We start from the raw sequence: 18,454 nt of genomic DNA, 5'->3' as shown, positions 1-18,454 counted from the left end.
TGGCGTAAAGGAGACGGTGGTCAGGTGTCGACAATATCACCAGACGTTCTTCGTGAAAAGGCGATTGCAGTGCGTCATCATGCCTATGTACCTTACTCCCATTTTCCAGTGGGGGCGGCCTTGTTGAGTCGTGACGGGCAAATCTTTATTGGTTGCAATGTTGAAAACGCAAGCTATCCTTTGAGTTTATGTGCGGAACGAGCGGCTGTAGCGTCTGCAGTGTCATCAGGCTCACGTCTATTTGATGCTATCTTTATCGTTGGGGATAAGAGCTTGGCGATGCCCTGCGGGGGATGTCGGCAAGTTCTTAGCGAGTTTGGTGATCTGCATGTGTATGTCTCTTATGGTGATGGCCAAGACATCAAGCATTTTTGGTTACATGAATTATTGCCCGAAAGTTTTCAACTCAATCCGTCTTCTCTGGAATAAGCAAGGAGCGAAAGTATGGCATATAAATCAGGATTTGTTGCGCTGGTGGGACGTCCCAATGTAGGCAAATCGACCTTACTGAATGCATTGTTGGGTCGGAAAATCGCTATTACCACCCCCAAACCCCAGACGACACGCAACCGTATTCAGGGGGTTTTGCACGATGCCCAGGGTCAAATCGTATTTGTGGATACCCCAGGTGTTCTGCGTCCTAAGCATAAACTGGATGAGCGCATGGTCGCTACAGTGATGCGAGCATTGCGGGAAGTTGACATTATCGCTCATGTGGTGGATATCTCCAAACCTCCACGGGATGAAGATCTGCAGATTGCACGAACGATTCGTCAATCGGGTCAAATGGCGGTCCTCATTGGAAATAAGAGCGATCTTGTCGCTAACACAACGGGCCGGTTAGATCCCTATTTGGAATTGGCACCGTACCGTCATCATTTCGTTGTGTCTGCCCAGTTAGAGTCGGGCTTACAACCCCTCATGGATACATTGTGGCAGCTGTTGCCCGAAGGGATGCCTTATTTTCCCGAAGACATGGTGACCGATCAAACCGAAGATTTTTATGTTTCAGAAGTCATCCGTGAAAAGATTCTGGAACAAACACGTGATGAAGTCCCGCATTCTGTGGCCGTGACCATTGAAGAAAGACAACCCCGCTCCGATCATTTGATGTATATTCGCGCCGCGATCTATGTGGAACGAGACAGTCAGAAAGCCATTATTATTGGCAACCATGGGCAGATGCTGAAACAAATTGGGCAACTTGCCCGGAAGGATTTGGAAGAATATTACAATAAACAGGTATACTTAGACCTCTGGGTGAAAGTCCGGGGCCACTGGCGGGATCAGGATGCATGGTTGACTCGTTTTGGTTATCCCAAAGTGGAGTCATGATATGGCGCAATATCAAGACCACATGGTAATCTTAAAATCTAGGCCCTACCGTGAAGCTGATCTGCTTTTAACCCTATATGGCATCAAATCGGGAAAAATTGGCGCGGTGGCAAAAGGGGCCAGACGACCTAAAAGTCGCTTGGCGGGGATTTATCCTTTGTCCTATGTCGTGTGTCAAGTTTATCATGGGCGTTCTAATTTAGATACCTTAACCGCCGTGGACTTGGTGGATGGTTTTCCGGGGTTGCAAAAAGATTTAGATAAATTAAGCTGGGCCATGTTTTTAGCAGATTTCGTCGATGAAATGTTTCAAGAACGTGACGCAAACCCCGCTGTTGTGCCGTGGCTTATTGCGGCATGGGAACGGCTCAGCGTGACTCCGGGATCCTTAAGTATTGCCTTAACTGCGGGTTGGCACTTGCTTAAATTGGCGGGATATGCGCCGAAATGGGATACATGCGAGGTTTGCCATAGGCGTCCTGTTTCTCCCACCGTTGTTGTGGATTGGGAGAATGATGTGCTCTATTGCCATGAACATATCCCTGCCCCTCATCGGGAGAATAATCATTATGGAATGGAAATTTCTGTTGGCACATTGCGTACATGGCAGCAGTGGATGACACTGGACGTTAGCAAAATTGGGAATTATGATGCCAAGGGACTCATTGCTGAGCAGCTCTTTACTGTTTTTGGCCGATATGTCGAGAGTCATATTGGCCAGATGCCACGCTCTTTGCAATTCGTGCGTGAAGTCGAGAATATGGTAGAGAAAGAGAGGAATAAGCCACGTTGACCCTACAAGATATTGTGATGGCCCTGAAAACTTATTGGAAAGATCACGGGTGCATGATTGCTGAGCCCTATGATATTGAAATGGGGGCAGGAACGATGAACCCGTTAACATTTTTTCGGGCGCTAGGGCCTGATCCCTGGCGAGTGGCCTACGTTCAGCCATCCAGACGTCCGGTCGATGGACGCTATGGGGAGAATCCTAATCGCGTTTACCAACATCATCAATTTCAGGTATTACTAAAGCCGGCTCCGGATGACGTCATTGAACTTTATCTTGGGAGTTTAGAGCATTTAGGCTTAGACCGGCGGCAACACGACATTCGCTTTGTCGAAGACAATTGGGAAGCACCCAGTCTTGGAGCATGGGGCCTAGGATGGGAAGTCTGGCTCGATGGGATGGAAATTAGTCAATTTACTTATTTTCAGCAAATGGGTGGACAAGAATGTCGACCGGTTTCTGCTGAATTAACGTATGGATTAGAGCGTATCGTGAGTTATTTGGTTGGTGTGGATGAAATTTGGTCAATTGATTGGGCTCCGGGTGTGAGTTACGATAGCTTATTTCGCCGGGTGGAATGGGAACAAGCATCCTATAGTTTTGAACATGCTTCTGCCCCGGTCTTATTTCAATTGTTTGACTTATATGAGTCCGAAGCTAAACGCCTGTTGGAACAAGGGCTCGTCAGGCCGGGATACGAATATTTGATCAAATGTTCCCATGTTTTCAATACGTTAGATGCGCTAGGAGCCATTTCGGTGACTGAACGGCAAGCCTATCTCGGACGCATGCGAGCTTTGGCACGCATCGCCGCACAAAAATATTTAGACCAGATCCAAAACCAGGCAGCAAAGGAGGAAGCCTTGTCATGATTGATTACGACATTTCTCCAGATATGCGCCAGGTTTTCGTGGAAGTCGGCGTCGAAGAAATTCCTAGCCAATATTTGCGAGATATTGTCACCAATTTTGGCAACCTGATTGTCGAAGAATTACAAGCACAGCGGATTGTTGTACGCAATGTGCAAGCGTTGGCGACGCCAAGACGTTTAGTGGTCATGGCCCAGGCACGCAAGGAACAAGATCCATTACGGGAAAGAATTCGCGGTCCTTTGTTAACGAGTGCCTATAAGGACAATATACCCACGCCAGCTTTGCTAGGATTTTGCCGGCGTGTAGGTGTGTCCCCCGGTGAGGTGGAGACGATGACAGAGGGCGATAAGGTCTATGTCTGTGTGGACATTGACCAACCTATTCGCCCATTGGAAGAGTTGTTGGCACCTGCGGTGGAAAAAGCCTTTTCCCGGATTCCTTTGCCGCGTAGCATGCGCTGGGGCAGCGATGACTATCGTTTTATCCGCCCGGTTAGATGGTGTAGTTTATGGATTGATGACACTTTTGTGCCCGTCACGATTGCTGGAGTGATAGGAGAACCGAAAACCTATGGAAACCGCACTGACCATCCGGGTTCGCTGGCGATTCACGGTATTGCCTCCTACGAACAAGCTCTGGCACGGGGCCTGGTCATGTTAGATGCCGACCGCCGTAAACAAGTGATCGAAAATGAAGCCAATGATTTGGCTGAAAGTGTCAAGGGACATATTGACCGTGATGAAGACCTGTTGGAAGAGGTGACAGAGCTTGTGGAATGGCCCACGCCCTTTCTCGGACATTTTGATGAGGCCTTTCTAGAAGTTCCTGCGCCTATTGTGGTTACGTCGATGCGTGTCCATCAACGGTATTTTCCCGTATGGAGCGAGCAGGGCACCTTGTTGCCTTATTTTGTTGGAGTGCGCAATGGAATTGGCACAGATTTGGATTCGGTGCGACATGGAAACGAAAAAGTCCTCCGAGCCCGTCTTTCCGATGCCTTATATTTTTACCGAGTAGATCTTCAGCATTCTTTGAATGAGCGTCGTCCTCAGCTGGACCGTGTCATCTTCCATGCCAAATTAGGAACGTATGGGGACAAGATTCAAAGAGTACACGCCCTTTTTGAGGCAACTCGGGACCGATGGCCTTTGAATAAAACACAACAAGACCATTTTAATGCGGTCATCGAGTTGTATAAGGCAGATTTGTTAACGCAAGTCGTGCAAGAATTTCCGGAACTGCAAGGCATTATGGGGGAAATTTATGCCCGTCATGAGGGATTAGCGGACGATGTGGCCACCGCCATTGGAGAACAATATCACCCGGGTTTTCAAGGCGATCATATTCCTAGATCTCCGATGGGTCAAATTCTTGTGTTGTTAGATCGTTTGGATACCGTTTTGGAGGGAGCTGCCCACGGGTTAAAACCGACGGGTTCGGAAGATCCTTTTGGCTTACGCCGGGCGGCGTTGGCTATTGGGCGCATTTTAGCTGAATCGGCTATTTGGCAATATCCGGCCTATGATTTATTTGCTTTGGCAGGGCAGATATTAGCGGTGGATCAGATGGCCGTAGATGAATCATATGACTTGGCCATAGCGCGATTGGAACATTATTTAGATGAGGTTCATCAGATACCCGAACAGACAGCCCACGCGATTTTATCGGTATCTTTGCCCTGGTACACCTACCAGGAACGATTAGATTTCCTGACCACAATCATTAAGGATCCAAATTGGGAAGCCGTGGCTTTGTCTTTCAAGCGTATTGACCGGGTCATTAAAGATGCCCGTGTGCCCGAAATGATACCTGAATGGGAATTGCCCATTGAACAAACAGTATGGGAGGCGGCCCACAATGCGTTAAACCATAGCGGGTCCATGGATGAATGGTGGATTGCTATTCAAGATTTGTCTAAAGCTGTGGATGCCTTATTTGATGCCGTCTTGATCAATGATCCGGATCCTGCTGTGAGGATGCGTCGGACATCATTGTTGGCGTACGCCCGGGAAGCTTATAATCGATTCTTCGACCTGAGGCAACTGTCAGTTTAGGAGGAAAAATATGGCCCATCGTGGAAGAATCTATATTGTCTCCGACTCCTTGGGCGAAACTGCTGAACGCGTTGCCCACGGAGCGGCAATTCAGTTCGATCAAGCTGAAATTCGTATTGAACGGCTGTCCAATGTGTCGGATTGTCGTGGTATCGATGCCGTCTTGGAACGGGCAGCAGGCGAGACAGCCATCGTGATTTATACAATTGTGCGCCCCGATTTAAGTGCGTATTTAAAACGGCGTGCGGAAGAACTTGGCATTCGCACCGTCGATGTCATGGGGCCCGTAATTCAAGCTTTGGAGGACACGCTGGGACTGAAACCTCAGCTGGTTCCTGGCCTTTCACACCGGCTTGACCGCGAATATTTTGATCGGGTCGAAGCCATCGAATTTGCGGTGAAGTATGATGACGGCAAAGATCCCCGGGGCATCCGTGAGGCCGATATTGTGTTGTTAGGCGTTTCCCGCACCAGCAAAACTCCTGTCAGCTTATATTTGGCAAATCATCGCCTGAAAGTTGCCAATGTGCCGCTGGTACCCGAAGTGCCGGTTCCGCAAGAGGTTTTTCAAGAGGGCCGAAACAAAAGTATCGGTTTAGTGATTGACGCCGAGTTATTAATGAGCATTAGACGGCAACGACTAAAATCTTTAGGATTAGGATCGTCAGCACAATATGCCACAATGGAACGAATTGTGGCAGAATTAGACTATGCGTGGGACATCTTCAATCGGTTAAAATGCCCGGTGGTTGATGTTAGTAATCATGCCGTTGAAGAAACGGCGACAAGAGTATTAGAGATCAGACAAGGAGGACACCACTAGAAATGTCTCGGTATGTGTTTCCGTTCGAACAAGGACGGGCCAATCAGCGTGACTTATTGGGAGGAAAAGGCGCCGGTTTAGCAGAAATGAGTTACATAGGATTACCGGTCCCTCCCGGGTTTACGATTACGACAGAGGCATGTAATCTTTACCAGGAGTTAGGACAGTTTCCCGAAGGCATGATGGATGAGGTTTGGGAGAACCTGCGGTTGTTGGAACAGAAATTATCCCGAACACTGGGAGATCCTGACAAACCACTGTTGGTTTCGGTCCGGTCAGGAGCTCCCATATCTATGCCTGGCATGATGGATACTGTGCTGAACTTGGGTCTCAATACTCAGACTACCGAGGGATTGGCACGGTTAACGCAAAATCGCCGGTTTGCGCTAGATAGTTACCGCCGATTTATTCAAATGTTTGGCAATGTGGTCATGCATATGGAGCATCACCGGTTTGAGCACATCCTGCAAGAGGTCAAAGATGAAGCCGGTGTGACCTTGGATCCGGACTTGAACGAATCCTATCTCGAAATCCTGATTACACGTTATAAAGAATTAGTGCGTGAAGTTACCGGGCGAGAATTTCCGGAAAATGCCAGGGAACAGCTCGAGATGGCGATTAAGGCGGTTTTCGACTCGTGGAAAAATCCGCGTGCCATTGTTTACAGACGGTTAAACAAAATTCCTGAGACGCTCGGAACGGCTGTCAATGTACAGTCCATGGTCTTCGGAAATATGGGTCCGACTTCGGCGACCGGGGTATTATTTACAAGAAATCCGAATACGGGAGAACCCGGTATGTATGGGGAATACTTGACGAATGCTCAAGGGGAAGATGTGGTCGCCGGCATTCGCACGCCGAAGCCGATTCAAGAGATGGCACAGGAAATGCCCAAGACGTTTCAAGAAATTACCGAGGTTTGTGCCCTACTTGAAAAACATTACCGGGACATGCAAGACATCGAATTTACTGTGGAACGTGAGAAACTCTATTTATTGCAGACACGGACCGGAAAACGCACGGCCCGGGCTGCGGTAAAAATTGCCGTGGACTTGGTACGGGAAGGAATTATTACCCGCGAAGAGGCTATTTTACGGCAAGACCCGGATCAAGTAGCGCGGTTGTTATACCGGCAAATTGATCCCTCAGCCAAATTGGATGTCCTCGCACAAGGATTACCTGCTTCACCAGGAGCTGCTTCCGGCAAAGTGGTATTTAACGCGGATGAAGCTGAGGCGCGAGGTAATCAAGGTGAAGCCGTGATATTAGTGCGTCCTGAAACCACACCGGATGATATTCATGGAATTGTGGCGGCCCAAGGGGTCTTGACTAGCCGCGGCGGCATGACTTCACATGCAGCCATTGTGGCCCGAGGCATGGGCAAACCAGCGGTTACGGGCTGTGAGGCGGTACGAATTAATCTCGAAGAAGAGGTCTTTTACGTCGGTGACGTTAAGGTCTCGCACAATGATGTGATTACCATTGATGGAGGGACAGGCCGCGTGGTCTTGGGAGTCGTTCCCACCGTGGATCCGGGCTTGTCAGAAGATTTTACGACGCTACTACAGTGGGCCGATGACATGAAACGTTTAGGCGTTGAAGCGAATGCCGATACGCCTGAAGATGCACAAATTGCTCGGGATTTTGGTGCCCAAGGGGTAGGATTGTGCCGAACTGAACACATGTTTATGGGGCAAGACCGCTTGCCGGTCATGCAAAAAATGATTTTGGCGGAGACACTCGAAGAACGTCAAAAAGCGTTGAACGAATTACTGCCGATGCAACAAAGCGACTTTTACGGGATTCTCAAGGCAATGGATGGGTATCCTGTCACTATTCGTTTGCTGGATCCGCCCCTGCATGAATTCTTGCCGAACATCCCCGACACCGAAAAAGAACTGGCCCTAGCGCGCCAAGAGCAGCGTACAGATGATGTTGTGCGATTAGAAGCGATTTTGCGGCGAGCCAGGACCCTCTTTGAATTTAACCCGATGCTCGGTTTTCGTGGCGTGCGTCTTGGCATCGTGTATCCGGAAATTTACGCGATGCAGGCCCAAGCGATTTTCCAAGCCCAGGCCCAACTCCTTCGTGAGGGCTATCACCCAGTCGTGGAAGTCATGATTCCACTGGTTGGCACCTTAGCGGAGTTTACCAAGATGAAAGAATTGATTGCGGACGTTAATGCCCGGACGCAAGAAGCCGAAAACATCGCTCTCCCGTACAAGATTGGTACGATGATTGAAATTCCCCGTGCCGCGTTAACGGCGGGCAGCATTGCTGAAGAGGCTGAATTCTTCTCATTTGGAACCAATGACTTAACGCAAACGACCTTTGGCTTTAGCCGGGATGATGCCGAGAGCAAGTTCTTGCCCCATTATCTTGCGGAAAAAATTCTGCCTGACAACCCTTTTATGGTGCTAGATCGGGAGGGTGTAGGACGGCTAATTAAGATTGCTGTAGCCGATGGCCGTCAGACGCGACCTGATCTCAAAGTGGGGATTTGTGGAGAACACGGAGGCGATCCCTCCTCTATCGAATTTTGCCATCTGGCCGGTCTCAATTATGTGAGTGCTTCACCATACCGTGTGCCGATTGCACGTTTGGCAGCAGCGCAAGCCAATTTGCGGCACCCATAATCGGGTGTTAAGACGAAGGTAGACAATAAGCACAGGATGCAAGAAACTCTTGCATCCTGTGCTATAATAATGGTAAATATAATGATTGTGAATAATGATCATTTACGAACCCGTCCGTGTGGCTGGGGATTTTTTTTCTTCATTTCTCGTCATTGCGAAAAAATAAGCAGGAATATTTGCATTGGCGGCGAATTTTTCCTCATGGACTGGAGTGATTCCTGATGCTTGATTCCACATACGAGGCCTGGGTCAACGCAGTGAGAGAAGCTGCTGATATTGTTGACGTCATAGGACGTTATGTCAGTCTAAAGCAGAAAGGCAAAAATTTTTGGGGATTGTGTCCGTTTCATCAGGAAAAAACGCCGTCGTTTAGTGTGGATCCCCAGCAGCAATTATTTTATTGTTTCGGCTGTCACACGGGAGGCACTGTCTACACGTTTTTGATGGAGCATGATGGCTTAAGTTTTAATGAGGCGGTGGACATGCTTGCTACCGAAGTGGGTATACCCCGACCTCAAAAGTCTGAGAACACGGAAGTGACACGTCACTTTAGTCGACTACAGGCCGTGATGGAGTGGACTCAGGAATTTTTTCAAATCAGCGCTAACCAATATGTTGAGATTTTTTTAGGATATTTGGCATCTCGTCAAGTCAGTGAAGCAGCGCGAAAACGATTTGAATTGGGCTATGCTCCCAAGTCATGGAACGCTCTTACACAGTTCTTATCGAAACATGGTATTACCGATGCTGAAATGCTCGAAGCGGGGGTTGCCGTCTCCCGACAGGAAGGTCAGGGCATTTATGATCGATGGCGTCATCGTATCATGTTTCCTATTTGGAATCACCGGGGTCAACTTATTGCATTTGGAGGCCGTTCAATTGAGCCGGAGCAAGAACCGAAATATCTTAATTCACCTGACACGCCGTTATTTCATAAAAGTACGGTACTCTATGGAGAACATTTGGCACGGAAATTTTGGCGTCAAGGTCGGCGGCCCTTATTGGTTGAGGGGTATTTCGATGTCATAGCATGTCACGAGGCTGGATTAGGACAAGCTGTGGCAAGTTTGGGAACGGCATTGAGTAAAGAGCATGCGCGGGCATTAGCCCGTTATAGCAAGGAAGTGGACTTGCTGTATGACCGGGATCAAGCCGGAGAAGAAGCTATGCGACGGGCATTTATGATTCTTTCCGAAGAAGGCGTCCAGGTAAATCGTGTCACGTTGAATAGTGGTAAAGATCCGGATGAATTTTTGAGGGAAAAGGGTTTGTCAGCTCTAGCCGAAAGTGTGGAACGTCGCATACCCTATTTTGAGGCGATATTGGAAGAACGTTTGGCCGACTCTCCTAGACAGTCTGCCCGAGGAAAGGCTGAGTTGGTGGAAGTGCTGAAGCCTTTTTGGAATGCTTTGAGCAACCCCATTGAGAAAGCAGGCTATCTCGAATTGATGGCGAGAAAACTGCAAGTTGATCAAAGTATTTTAGCACAGAGTTTTGGGTTGAAGCAAGGAAATGGGCATATATCGCCGAAAAATAGGCATAATATGGAGAGAATCGTTTCAAAGGTCAAAAGACCATCGTATGATGTCTATTTACTGGCCTTATTAGTTCGGCATCCAGAATATGTGGGAAAGGTACGGGAAACCTTGCCAGAATGGATTTTGGAACATGATCTGACTGGGGTTTTAGATAACCTGGAACAGGGTAAATCTCTATCAGAGTTAACCAGTCAGATTGACGGGATGCAAACGCAGGTCCGTCGCCTCGTGTTGGAGGCACTTGCGTATGATGGTCCGGATGGAGGGCCGCGTGTGTTTGAAGATGTCATGCAGGCCATTGTGCGGCAACGGGATAATGCTCGGTGGCAATCACTCATAGCGCGGCTGAAACAAGGCGAGGATTCGCCTGAATTGATACGGGAAATTCAGGCGTTGCAGAGCCGCTTGGCTCAGGATCAGATGACGAGAACATCTGCGCCATGGGATGCTGTTCGCATAGGAAAGGAGGGATAACATGGCTCAGGGAAAGAAATCTGTGGGACAAATTGATGAGGTCAAATCCCTGATTCGCCGTGGTCAAGAGCGGGGTAAGTTGTCTTATGGTGAAATTGTGGACACTCTGCAGTCTGTTGACCTTCCTCCCGACCAGATTGACAGCATATATGAGATGTTTGGCGAGTTAGGAATTGAGTTGGTTGGAGAACAGGTAGCGGATGAACAAGAGCCAGAGCCGGATGAAGTCGATGTTGAAGAAGCAGAAGATATTGGTCGGGATTTAAGTGTACCGGATGGGGTGGCCATTGATGATCCGGTCAGGATGTATTTGAAGGAAATTGGCCGTGTTCCCTTATTAACAGCCGAAGAAGAAGTGGAATTAGCGAAACGTATTGAACAGGGAGATGAGGAAGCCAAACGTAAATTGGCTGAAGCCAACTTACGGCTCGTTGTCTCTATCGCCAAACGGTATGTCGGTCGTGGGATGCTGTTCCTAGATTTGATTCAAGAAGGGAATCTAGGACTCATTAAAGCGGTCGAGAAATTTGATTACCGCAAGGGATATAAGTTCAGCACGTATGCGACATGGTGGATACGGCAAGCCATTACCCGGGCCATTGCTGATCAGGCACGGACTATCCGGATTCCCGTGCATATGGTGGAAACGATAAATAAACTGATTCGTGTCCAACGCCAATTGTTACAGGAATTAGGCCGTGATCCGACACCAGAAGAAATTGCCAAAGAGATGGGCATCACGGAAGAGCGGGTGCGGGAAATTTTGAAAGTAGCGCAAGAGCCCGTGTCACTTGAAACTCCTATCGGAGAAGAAGAGGATTCTCATTTGGGCGACTTCATCGAGGATGAGGATGCTCCTGCCCCCGCGGAGGCTGCAGGCTACCAACTGTTAAAAGAACAGTTGGAAGAGGTTTTAGACACGTTGACCAACCGTGAGGAAAAGGTTTTGCGTTTACGTTTTGGTCTCAATGATGGCCGCGCCCGTACATTGGAAGAAGTGGGTCAGGTTTTCGGGGTGACGCGCGAACGAATCCGTCAAATCGAAGCCAAAGCCTTGAGGAAATTGCGTCATCCTACCCGGAGCAAAAAACTCAAAGACTACTTGGATTAACTCCCAAAAGACCGCCTCAGGCGGTCTTTTCTTATATGCCGTGTTCGTCTCGAACGTGAACACCGATGTCAAATGCTGACGATTTGTAGCAGATAATGCGAACCGTGTCAACTTTCCAATCCTCCGGAAGTTGAGTATCATAGGGAAGTATTGATTTAAACGACCGGTCATGGGAGTAGATGAGAATCTCTCACAATAGATTCACCGGCTTTTGGTGTCGGTGACGTATAATCGACGCAACTTTGAAATGAGGTGGTTGCAATCTGCGGAATAGCAGGGATATGGCATCGAGAACGTCCGGTACAAGCCAGCGACTTGACAGGCATGTTAAATGCGATGATCCACCGCGGTCCTGATGATGAGGGACGCTTTACCGATCGCAATATGGGTTTTGGCATGCGTCGGTTGGCTGTAATCGATGTTCTCCATGGCAAACAGCCCTATTATTCAGAAGACGGCAAAGTTGTAGCAGTCTATAATGGGGAACTTTACAATTATCCCGATTTGAAAATATTAGTTGAGTCCATGGGTCATCACCTGAATAGTCAGGCGGATGGAGAAGTGCTAGTCCACTTATATGAAGAATTTGGCATGAACTTTTTGGACCGCCTTTCGGGCATGTATGCTATTGCCCTTTGGGATAGGAAAACTCACCGGCTCATTCTTGCCCGGGACCGCGTCGGTCAAAAGCCTTTATACCTGTACGAAAATGGCGAGATGTTGGCTTTTTCTTCGGAATTGAAGTCCTTTATGAATTTAAAGGGCTTTCGCTTTGATGTTGATCCGAAGATGCTGTCCAGTTATCTCGCACACCGCTTTGTTCCTGCACCTCACACGCTTGTGAAAAACGTGACGAAATTACGACCAGGTGAAGTCATGGTGATTCATGCTGATGGCCGCCGGCAACGCTGGTTATATTGGCAGCCATCGATCACCGAGCCCGATTCCACAATGCAAATGACTTATTGGGCCGATCGCCTACACGGCTTATTGGTCGACGTCGTGCGCGGCCATTTAGCTTCGGATGTGCCATTAGGAGTGTTTTTGTCTGGAGGATTAGATTCGAGTGTATTGACAGCCATTGCTGCTGGGACACTAGAACGACCGTTGGAGGCATGGTCGGCCACATTTCCCGCGAAATACCCAGGGTACGACGAATTTGCCTGGGCTGAGAAAGTCGCCAAAACCTACGGCATTGCGCTGCACCGAGTTGATGTGGATTTAGCCATTACTCCTGAGCGTGTCCGGGAACTAGCATACGTGTTAGATGAGCCGATGGCCGATCCGACCGTCTTGCCGCTTGACGGGGTGGCCAAAGCTGCTGCCGAGCAAGAAACGGTGATGATCTCGGGTGAAGGCGCAGATGAAATTTTCGCCGGGTATGCGGGATATGGCGAGGTTCACAGCCTCTCCTGGCTGCGAAAAGTGCCGGCATGGGCTAGAAACCTATGGATCCAGCAAAATTGGCCAGGCTCTAATGCTTTTCGACGTGCGGCCATCCCTATTAGCGAACGGTACCGTGGCGTCGGGTTCACCTTTAACCCGGAAGAACAACAGCGTATTTTGAAGCCCGAGTGGGTTCAACCCGATAGACCAGGGGCTGTTGCCGAATATTGGATGACTCATGCCAATCTTCCCGAACTCCAGGCCATGCAAGGGTTTGATGTGCAATGGTTTTTGCCTGATGATGTGCTGCTTAAAGCGGACCGTATTGGCATGCACTATAATCTGGAAATTCGGGTGCCGTTTTGTGATCATGAAGTGGTCGACTTAGCTCTGCGTTTACCCTTAGCTCTTCGCCGATCTGGGAAAGAAGACAAGAGGGTATTACGGGAAGTAGCGAAACGGGTTTTGCCACCTGAAATTGTGCGCAGGCCGAAACAAGGCTTTCCGACACCGCTTACAGATCTTTTAGCTGGGCCGTTGCATGATATAGCCTGGGATACTCTAACAAGCGATTCGGCTTTGACACAAGAATGGCTAAATATTGCCGAGGTTCACCGATTGTTGGCGGATATGGGGCCTGGCCACGGTACCACGGCTCGACAAATCTATTCGTTACTCATGCTGGAACTGTGGGCGGAAGAAATGCAGGCTAAAGTTCGGGCTGCCCAGCGCCGCGGTTATTCGTCTTCGGTCAACCGGTCGTAACCGGTAAAATGAGTTTCTGAGTGTGCATGGAGTTGCGGTACCAAAGGCGCACTAAGCTTCTTGGTCCCATAACCCATGGCAGCGCGAGCTTGACGTATAACCAAGCGCACTTTTTCTTCGGCGGCTTGAAGCCGGTAGATGTGATAATCACAATATTCAGTGGAGGCATGGATAAATGCATGTTCGGCGAGATCGCGTTCTTCTACCGCTTCTTGGAGCGCTTCTTTCCACGTCATAACCTTGTCCTCCTTCATTGATAAAAGTGGCAGGATTGCTGGGATTGATAGGAATCGATCCATCTCGGTTACGTGAAACCTTTGCTATATCCTATGCAGATGGTGTGATGAGAAGACCCAATCGGGTGATTTTTACCTTAAGATTCGAAAACCCCTGGAGAGGAACCGAAAGGTCTCCAAGGGGTTTACTAAGTTTTCGAGAGTTTTAAGTATTTGGGCTTAGGGTTTAATATACGCTAATCCTTGGCGTTGCCGGCGCACCAATTCGCCGACGGCCGAAGGCACGATTGTCATTCCCGGCAATAAGTCAGCTTCTGTGACGCCTTTAGCTTTCATAGTATTGTGACACACGGCAATCACAACGCCTTGTTGTTGCAATGCAGCGAGTTCTTGTGCGAGTGCCGTCTCGTTCGAAACAACCAAATTGATGGCGTCACCTTGTACAACCAATTCCACCGGAATTTCAGGCATTTCGGCTAGCAAATTGGAAATATTTTTTAAAGCGGCACGCTGCTTTTGGGAAGAGGCGTCATTGACGTGAAAAACCACTCCTGAATCGAAATCCATCATATCTCAGCGGCGTGGAGACGCCTCCTCAACGGCGGAGTCCCCATGCCGCTCCCTCCTTTCTTTAGCCATAGCCCATCATTGGGTGTACTGCCGGCCATCCTGGCGCTGCAAACTGAACCCCATGCTATCCAGCATACCACGAGAACCATCTTCGACCAATCCAGGCCGAAGTTCGCCAGAGGCTACATCGAATTGCGAACCATGATATAGTGAAGATCATAGAATTTACCACAAATGGTGAAATGAGGACGCCTAATGCCAACGGAACCAGATTTGACGTTAATTCGTCATTTAAAAAATCATCACAAGTTTGAAGAAGCCCGGGAACAACTGGCCCAATGGATGGAGCAAGAACCTGACAATCCATACCTGGAACTGGAAATGGGCATGATTTTAGATGAGCTGAATAGGATAACAGATGCGGTTCGCCTCTATCGCGAGGCCCTTGAGCATGATCCGCCTAAAGTCTTGAAACGGCGCATTATCATTGCTTTGGCCAATGATTTACGTCTTGCTGGCCAAATTTATGACGCGCGTCTATGGTTAGAACAGGCACGGCAAGAATTTCCCCATGATGTGACCCTTGATCTCTTCTATGCGTTAACGTTATGGAATGACGATGACCGGGGCAGTGCTTTTCGCTTATTGTGGACGTTAATTGTCAATGAGCCCGCTTTTAAAGACCTAGATCCATATCGGGCAACTTTGCGGTATTACAGCCAACATTTTAACGACCGGGCTTGATTAAACCTCTTCGCTCTAAATGATGGAGATTCTGGGGGCACCTTTCTGGCTGGATCGAGGGGGCGTGAGACCCTGGGAGTATTCCTCCGGACGCGCCACCATTTATCCCACTAGCCACATCGGCGGGGTTCAGCCGCTCCTACGCCGTCGTGTTCCCCGGAGGGGAACACGACGGGGTACCGAGCACTCCCCCATGTAAATCGCCCCATGCATTCCTTTGTTGAGGAGGTTTATGGCGCCCATTTGAATAACCTTCATTACGCTCATGCTTTTTATATCAGGTTTTTCTGGGGAACAGCTCAATCTGCTTAAGTGATCTGTCCATAACGGAAGAATAGCTTGGAAAATGCGGAAAACGTTCTGCTTTCCCTATACAGGGAACCCAGGCCTTTGCGAGCAGGATCCTCTGCATAATCTATTGTTTTCTTGCGGATTACGTTTAAAGACAAACCACCAGAGGACGCGAACGGGGTATTCCCGTTCGCCCATTTCATCATCCGGTGTTGCGCATTCCTAATGCGATACCTTCCATCGTTTTAGCGATGAGAGGAAGAAGGATGTCGTCGTTTTTTTCCCGGTAGCGTGCCAACAGTTCAATTTGAAGATAGTTTAACGGATCGACATGAGGATTTCGCCACCGAATTACTTCTTGAAGCCGGGGCTGGTCATCCAGAAGCTGGGAATGACCGGTAATCGTTAATAAGGCGTCATGTAAGCGGTTGTAGTCATCTTGGATAAGGGGCCAAAATTGAGCTGTGAGCTCCCTAGGTACGAGGTCATGGTATGCAATGGCCACGTGCATATCGGATTTCACCAGGGCAAGCTCCAAATTATGCATGTTCGTGGTCCAAAACGGCCAGGTTTGATACCATTCCTGTAAAAGACGGGTTTTGCCGTTTTTGAGAAATGTATCTAAAGCATGCCCTGCACCATACCATCCGGGTAATAACATCCGGTTTTGTGTCCACGAGAAGACCCAGGGGATGGCCCGTAAATCTTCCCAACGGAATTGCTCGCGCCATGATGGGCGTGAACCCCAGTTGAGAGCGCTCATTTCGCGAATGGGGGTAACAGCCAAAAAGTACTCCCAAAAATCAGGACGATTAATTAATTGGCGGTAATGTTGGAAGGCAATTTCAGCTAAAGCATCCATGTCCCTTCGCGTACCCTCGTCCGGATCAGGGCTGGGAAACATCACAGCACGAGCATGCGATACCATCATCAGTTCAAGACTTCGGTACGCAATTTTGGGCAACAAAAATTTTTGGGATAACACTTCTCCCTGCTGGGTAATGCGTAAAAAGCTTTTGACACTGGCACTGGGCTGTCCCGTAATGGCGTAGGACGTAGGCCCTCCACCTCGACCAAGAGCGCCTCCGCGCCCGTGAAAAAATCCCATCCGTAATTGCTTTTCTTGAGCCCATTCCGTAAGGTCCAATTGGGCGCGAAAAATCGCCCATGATGCAGTTAAGCTCCCGGCATCTTTCGTACTGTCCGAATACCCTAACATGACTTCTTGGTATCCGTTCCGTCGGGCAATGTGCTCTTGCCACAGGGTATCATGATTGACCTTGTCCATCATCGCTCGGGCATGTTGCAAGTCATCTAAGGTCTCAACCACTGGAATAATATTGACAGATACCTGAGGGTCTGTGATGTGAATAAGAAATAGCACGGCCAAGAGATCGCTGGCCCGGTGAGCCATACTGACCAGGTAGTTGCGGATACCGTCTTGACCAGAAACTCGTTGGTAATGCGCGATTAAATCGAGAACGTCCTTTAAGTCTTGGGTTACGGGACTTTGGGGGACAAAGGGAGGATGATTGACCCAAGCATTGTGGATAGCCTGAATTCGCTCATCATCAGACCACTCCCAATATTCTGCACCCAAAATGTCTGCCATGGCTTGTGTATGCACCCGGCTATGTTGTCGGATATCCAAAGCTGCCAGATGTAATCCAAAAATCTCGATTTGACGAAGTAAAATCCGGAGTTCACGAGGCCACCGCAGGGGATCGGGATCCCAATGGGCAGCTAATTGGCGAACATCTTGAAGAAAACTCTCAGTTGAGACATATCCGCCTAAGCGGTGAGTTAAGGTCACCTTGAGTTTTTCTGCAATGAGACCAATCATTTGACGTAAGGGTTCTTGCGGGTAGTGCTGTCTTAAATCTTCGGCACGGTCTAAAAAGAGACGGCCTTGGGCCATTAGCCAGCGTTCTAGCAAATCAAGATGATGAATATAACGGGGCTCTGCTGTTAATGTGCGTTCCAATTCATCCAGAGACTGTAAATAGAGCTGGATAGCGACTTCTTGATGCCGCTGCAAAGTTTTTTGTGTGACAGCCACGTCGACGAAGGGATGGCCATCCCGGTCTCCGCCAATCCATGAATCAATGGCCCAGGACACCGGCGTATGGTGGCCTAAAGCAGCATCCAAATCATCATAAACCGCGGGTAAGGCTTGGAACAGCGATTGGCGAATGTAATAAAGACCGAGTTCTACTTCATCCATTACGGTAGGGCGCGCTACCCGTTGATTGGGTGTCCGCCATAAAACGCGCAACAATTCTTTCAGATTATGATGCCATTGAGGATCGGAGGCATCAAACCCTGGCTGTTCGAGTAAGTCTGCGATTTTGCGCAGGTGTTGGAGAATCGTACGCCGGGTGCTTTCCGTTGGATGTGAGGTGAGAACGAGCCGGCCTTCGACGCGTTCGGGATAACTGCTTGCGTGTTCAGGGTGGAACACGTCCGCTAATTCGCGAATGGAACCGCGCAAAGGCCGAATTTGTGATCGCCTTCCCTTTTCAACTAAGTTAATCCGATGCAGATCTTCGGTTAAGTTTTGCAACCGGATCTGTTCAGTAAGCAGGCGAATTGTATGATCTAAAAGCTCTAACGCATGGGAATCACTTTGGGCATCAATATTTCCTCGCAGGTGGTAGGGAACTTGTTCGATGCGTAAGCGATCAGCAAATACGTAAGATTCCTGAGCTTTTTGAACAACCGGAGTACTTTCTTCTTCGTGGACGACTTGGTGCAAAATCTCCCAAAGCATTTGAACGGTACTTTGCCAGTCGGGCGCATGAGAAGATCTTGAGATCGGCATGACCGTTC

The 18,454-nt window shown here is 48.8% G+C and carries 14 protein-coding genes; 11 read left to right on the top strand and 3 right to left on the bottom strand.

What is annotated here, in order from left to right; all coding sequences use genetic code 11:
- Window positions 1–24 precede the first annotated feature (24 nt).
- From AOA63_RS17205 to asnB, 10 genes are all read left to right on the top strand, one after another.
- Window positions 25–429: a cytidine deaminase gene (locus AOA63_RS17205; protein WP_242848406.1), complete on the top strand. Its 405-nt coding sequence runs from the start codon at window positions 25–27 to the stop codon at window positions 427–429.
- A gap of 15 nt (window positions 430–444) precedes the next feature.
- The gene (era, locus tag AOA63_RS17200) at window positions 445–1,335 is read left to right on the top strand and encodes a GTPase Era (RefSeq protein ID WP_053961005.1); all 891 of its coding nucleotides are present in this window, start codon (window positions 445–447) and stop codon (window positions 1,333–1,335) included.
- A 1-nt stretch (window position 1,336) separates the two neighbouring features.
- Window positions 1,337–2,128 carry a DNA repair protein RecO gene (gene recO / locus AOA63_RS17195; protein ID WP_053961004.1) on the top strand — a complete coding sequence of 264 codons (792 nt, stop codon included), beginning with the start codon at window positions 1,337–1,339 and terminating at the stop codon, window positions 2,126–2,128.
- On the top strand, window positions 2,125–2,997 hold the full coding sequence (glyQ, locus tag AOA63_RS17190) for a glycine--tRNA ligase subunit alpha (protein ID WP_082344114.1): 873 nt from the start codon (window positions 2,125–2,127) through the stop codon (window positions 2,995–2,997). The genes recO and glyQ overlap by 4 nt, the downstream gene beginning before the upstream one ends.
- Entirely contained in the window at window positions 2,994–5,051 is a 2,058-nt protein-coding gene (gene glyS, locus AOA63_RS17185) for a glycine--tRNA ligase subunit beta (protein ID WP_053961003.1), read from the top strand. The genes glyQ and glyS overlap by 4 nt, the downstream gene beginning before the upstream one ends.
- 10 nt (window positions 5,052–5,061) lie before the next feature.
- Window positions 5,062–5,874, top strand: coding sequence for a pyruvate, water dikinase regulatory protein (locus AOA63_RS17180; RefSeq protein WP_053961002.1), 813 nt, complete (start codon window positions 5,062–5,064; stop codon window positions 5,872–5,874).
- A gap of 2 nt (window positions 5,875–5,876) precedes the next feature.
- Window positions 5,877–8,510: a pyruvate, phosphate dikinase gene (ppdK, locus tag AOA63_RS17175; RefSeq protein WP_053961001.1), complete on the top strand. Its 2,634-nt coding sequence runs from the start codon at window positions 5,877–5,879 to the stop codon at window positions 8,508–8,510.
- 221 nt (window positions 8,511–8,731) lie between these two features.
- Entirely contained in the window at window positions 8,732–10,522 is a 1,791-nt protein-coding gene (gene dnaG / locus AOA63_RS17170) for a DNA primase (protein ID WP_053961000.1), read from the top strand.
- A 1-nt stretch (window position 10,523) separates the two neighbouring features.
- Window positions 10,524–11,633, top strand: coding sequence for an RNA polymerase sigma factor RpoD (gene rpoD, locus AOA63_RS17165; protein ID WP_053960999.1), 1,110 nt, complete (start codon window positions 10,524–10,526; stop codon window positions 11,631–11,633).
- Between the two features lie 252 nt (window positions 11,634–11,885).
- Window positions 11,886–13,784, top strand: coding sequence for an asparagine synthase (glutamine-hydrolyzing) (gene asnB, locus AOA63_RS17160; RefSeq protein WP_053960998.1), 1,899 nt, complete (start codon window positions 11,886–11,888; stop codon window positions 13,782–13,784).
- Here asnB and AOA63_RS17155 read toward each other — a convergent pair.
- Window positions 13,757–14,020 carry a hypothetical protein gene (locus AOA63_RS17155; RefSeq protein ID WP_053960997.1) on the bottom strand — a complete coding sequence of 88 codons (264 nt, stop codon included), beginning with the start codon at window positions 14,018–14,020 and terminating at the stop codon, window positions 13,757–13,759. The two genes, asnB and AOA63_RS17155, sit on opposite strands and share 28 nt — an antisense overlap.
- A gap of 219 nt (window positions 14,021–14,239) precedes the next feature.
- Window positions 14,240–14,590, bottom strand: coding sequence for a DsrE family protein (locus AOA63_RS17150; RefSeq protein WP_242848405.1), 351 nt, complete (start codon window positions 14,588–14,590; stop codon window positions 14,240–14,242).
- 255 nt (window positions 14,591–14,845) lie between these two features.
- Here AOA63_RS17150 and AOA63_RS17145 point away from each other — a divergent pair, with 255 nt between their 5' ends.
- Window positions 14,846–15,334 (top strand): tetratricopeptide repeat protein, encoded by a 489-nt coding sequence (locus AOA63_RS17145; protein WP_053960996.1) that lies wholly within the window; start codon window positions 14,846–14,848, stop codon window positions 15,332–15,334.
- A 493-nt stretch (window positions 15,335–15,827) separates the two neighbouring features.
- On the opposite strand, the gene AOA63_RS17135 is transcribed toward AOA63_RS17145, so the two are convergent.
- Window positions 15,828–18,446, bottom strand: a complete 2,619-nt coding sequence (locus tag AOA63_RS17135) for a phosphoenolpyruvate carboxylase (protein WP_053960994.1) — start codon at window positions 18,444–18,446, stop codon at window positions 15,828–15,830.
- Between the last annotated feature and the right edge of the window lie 8 nt (window positions 18,447–18,454).

This window comes from Sulfobacillus thermosulfidooxidans, from assembly GCF_001280565.1.
Lineage (GTDB): Bacteria > Bacillota > Sulfobacillia > Sulfobacillales > Sulfobacillaceae > Sulfobacillus > Sulfobacillus thermosulfidooxidans_A.
This window is presented reverse-complemented; position numbering and strand designations above follow the sequence as displayed.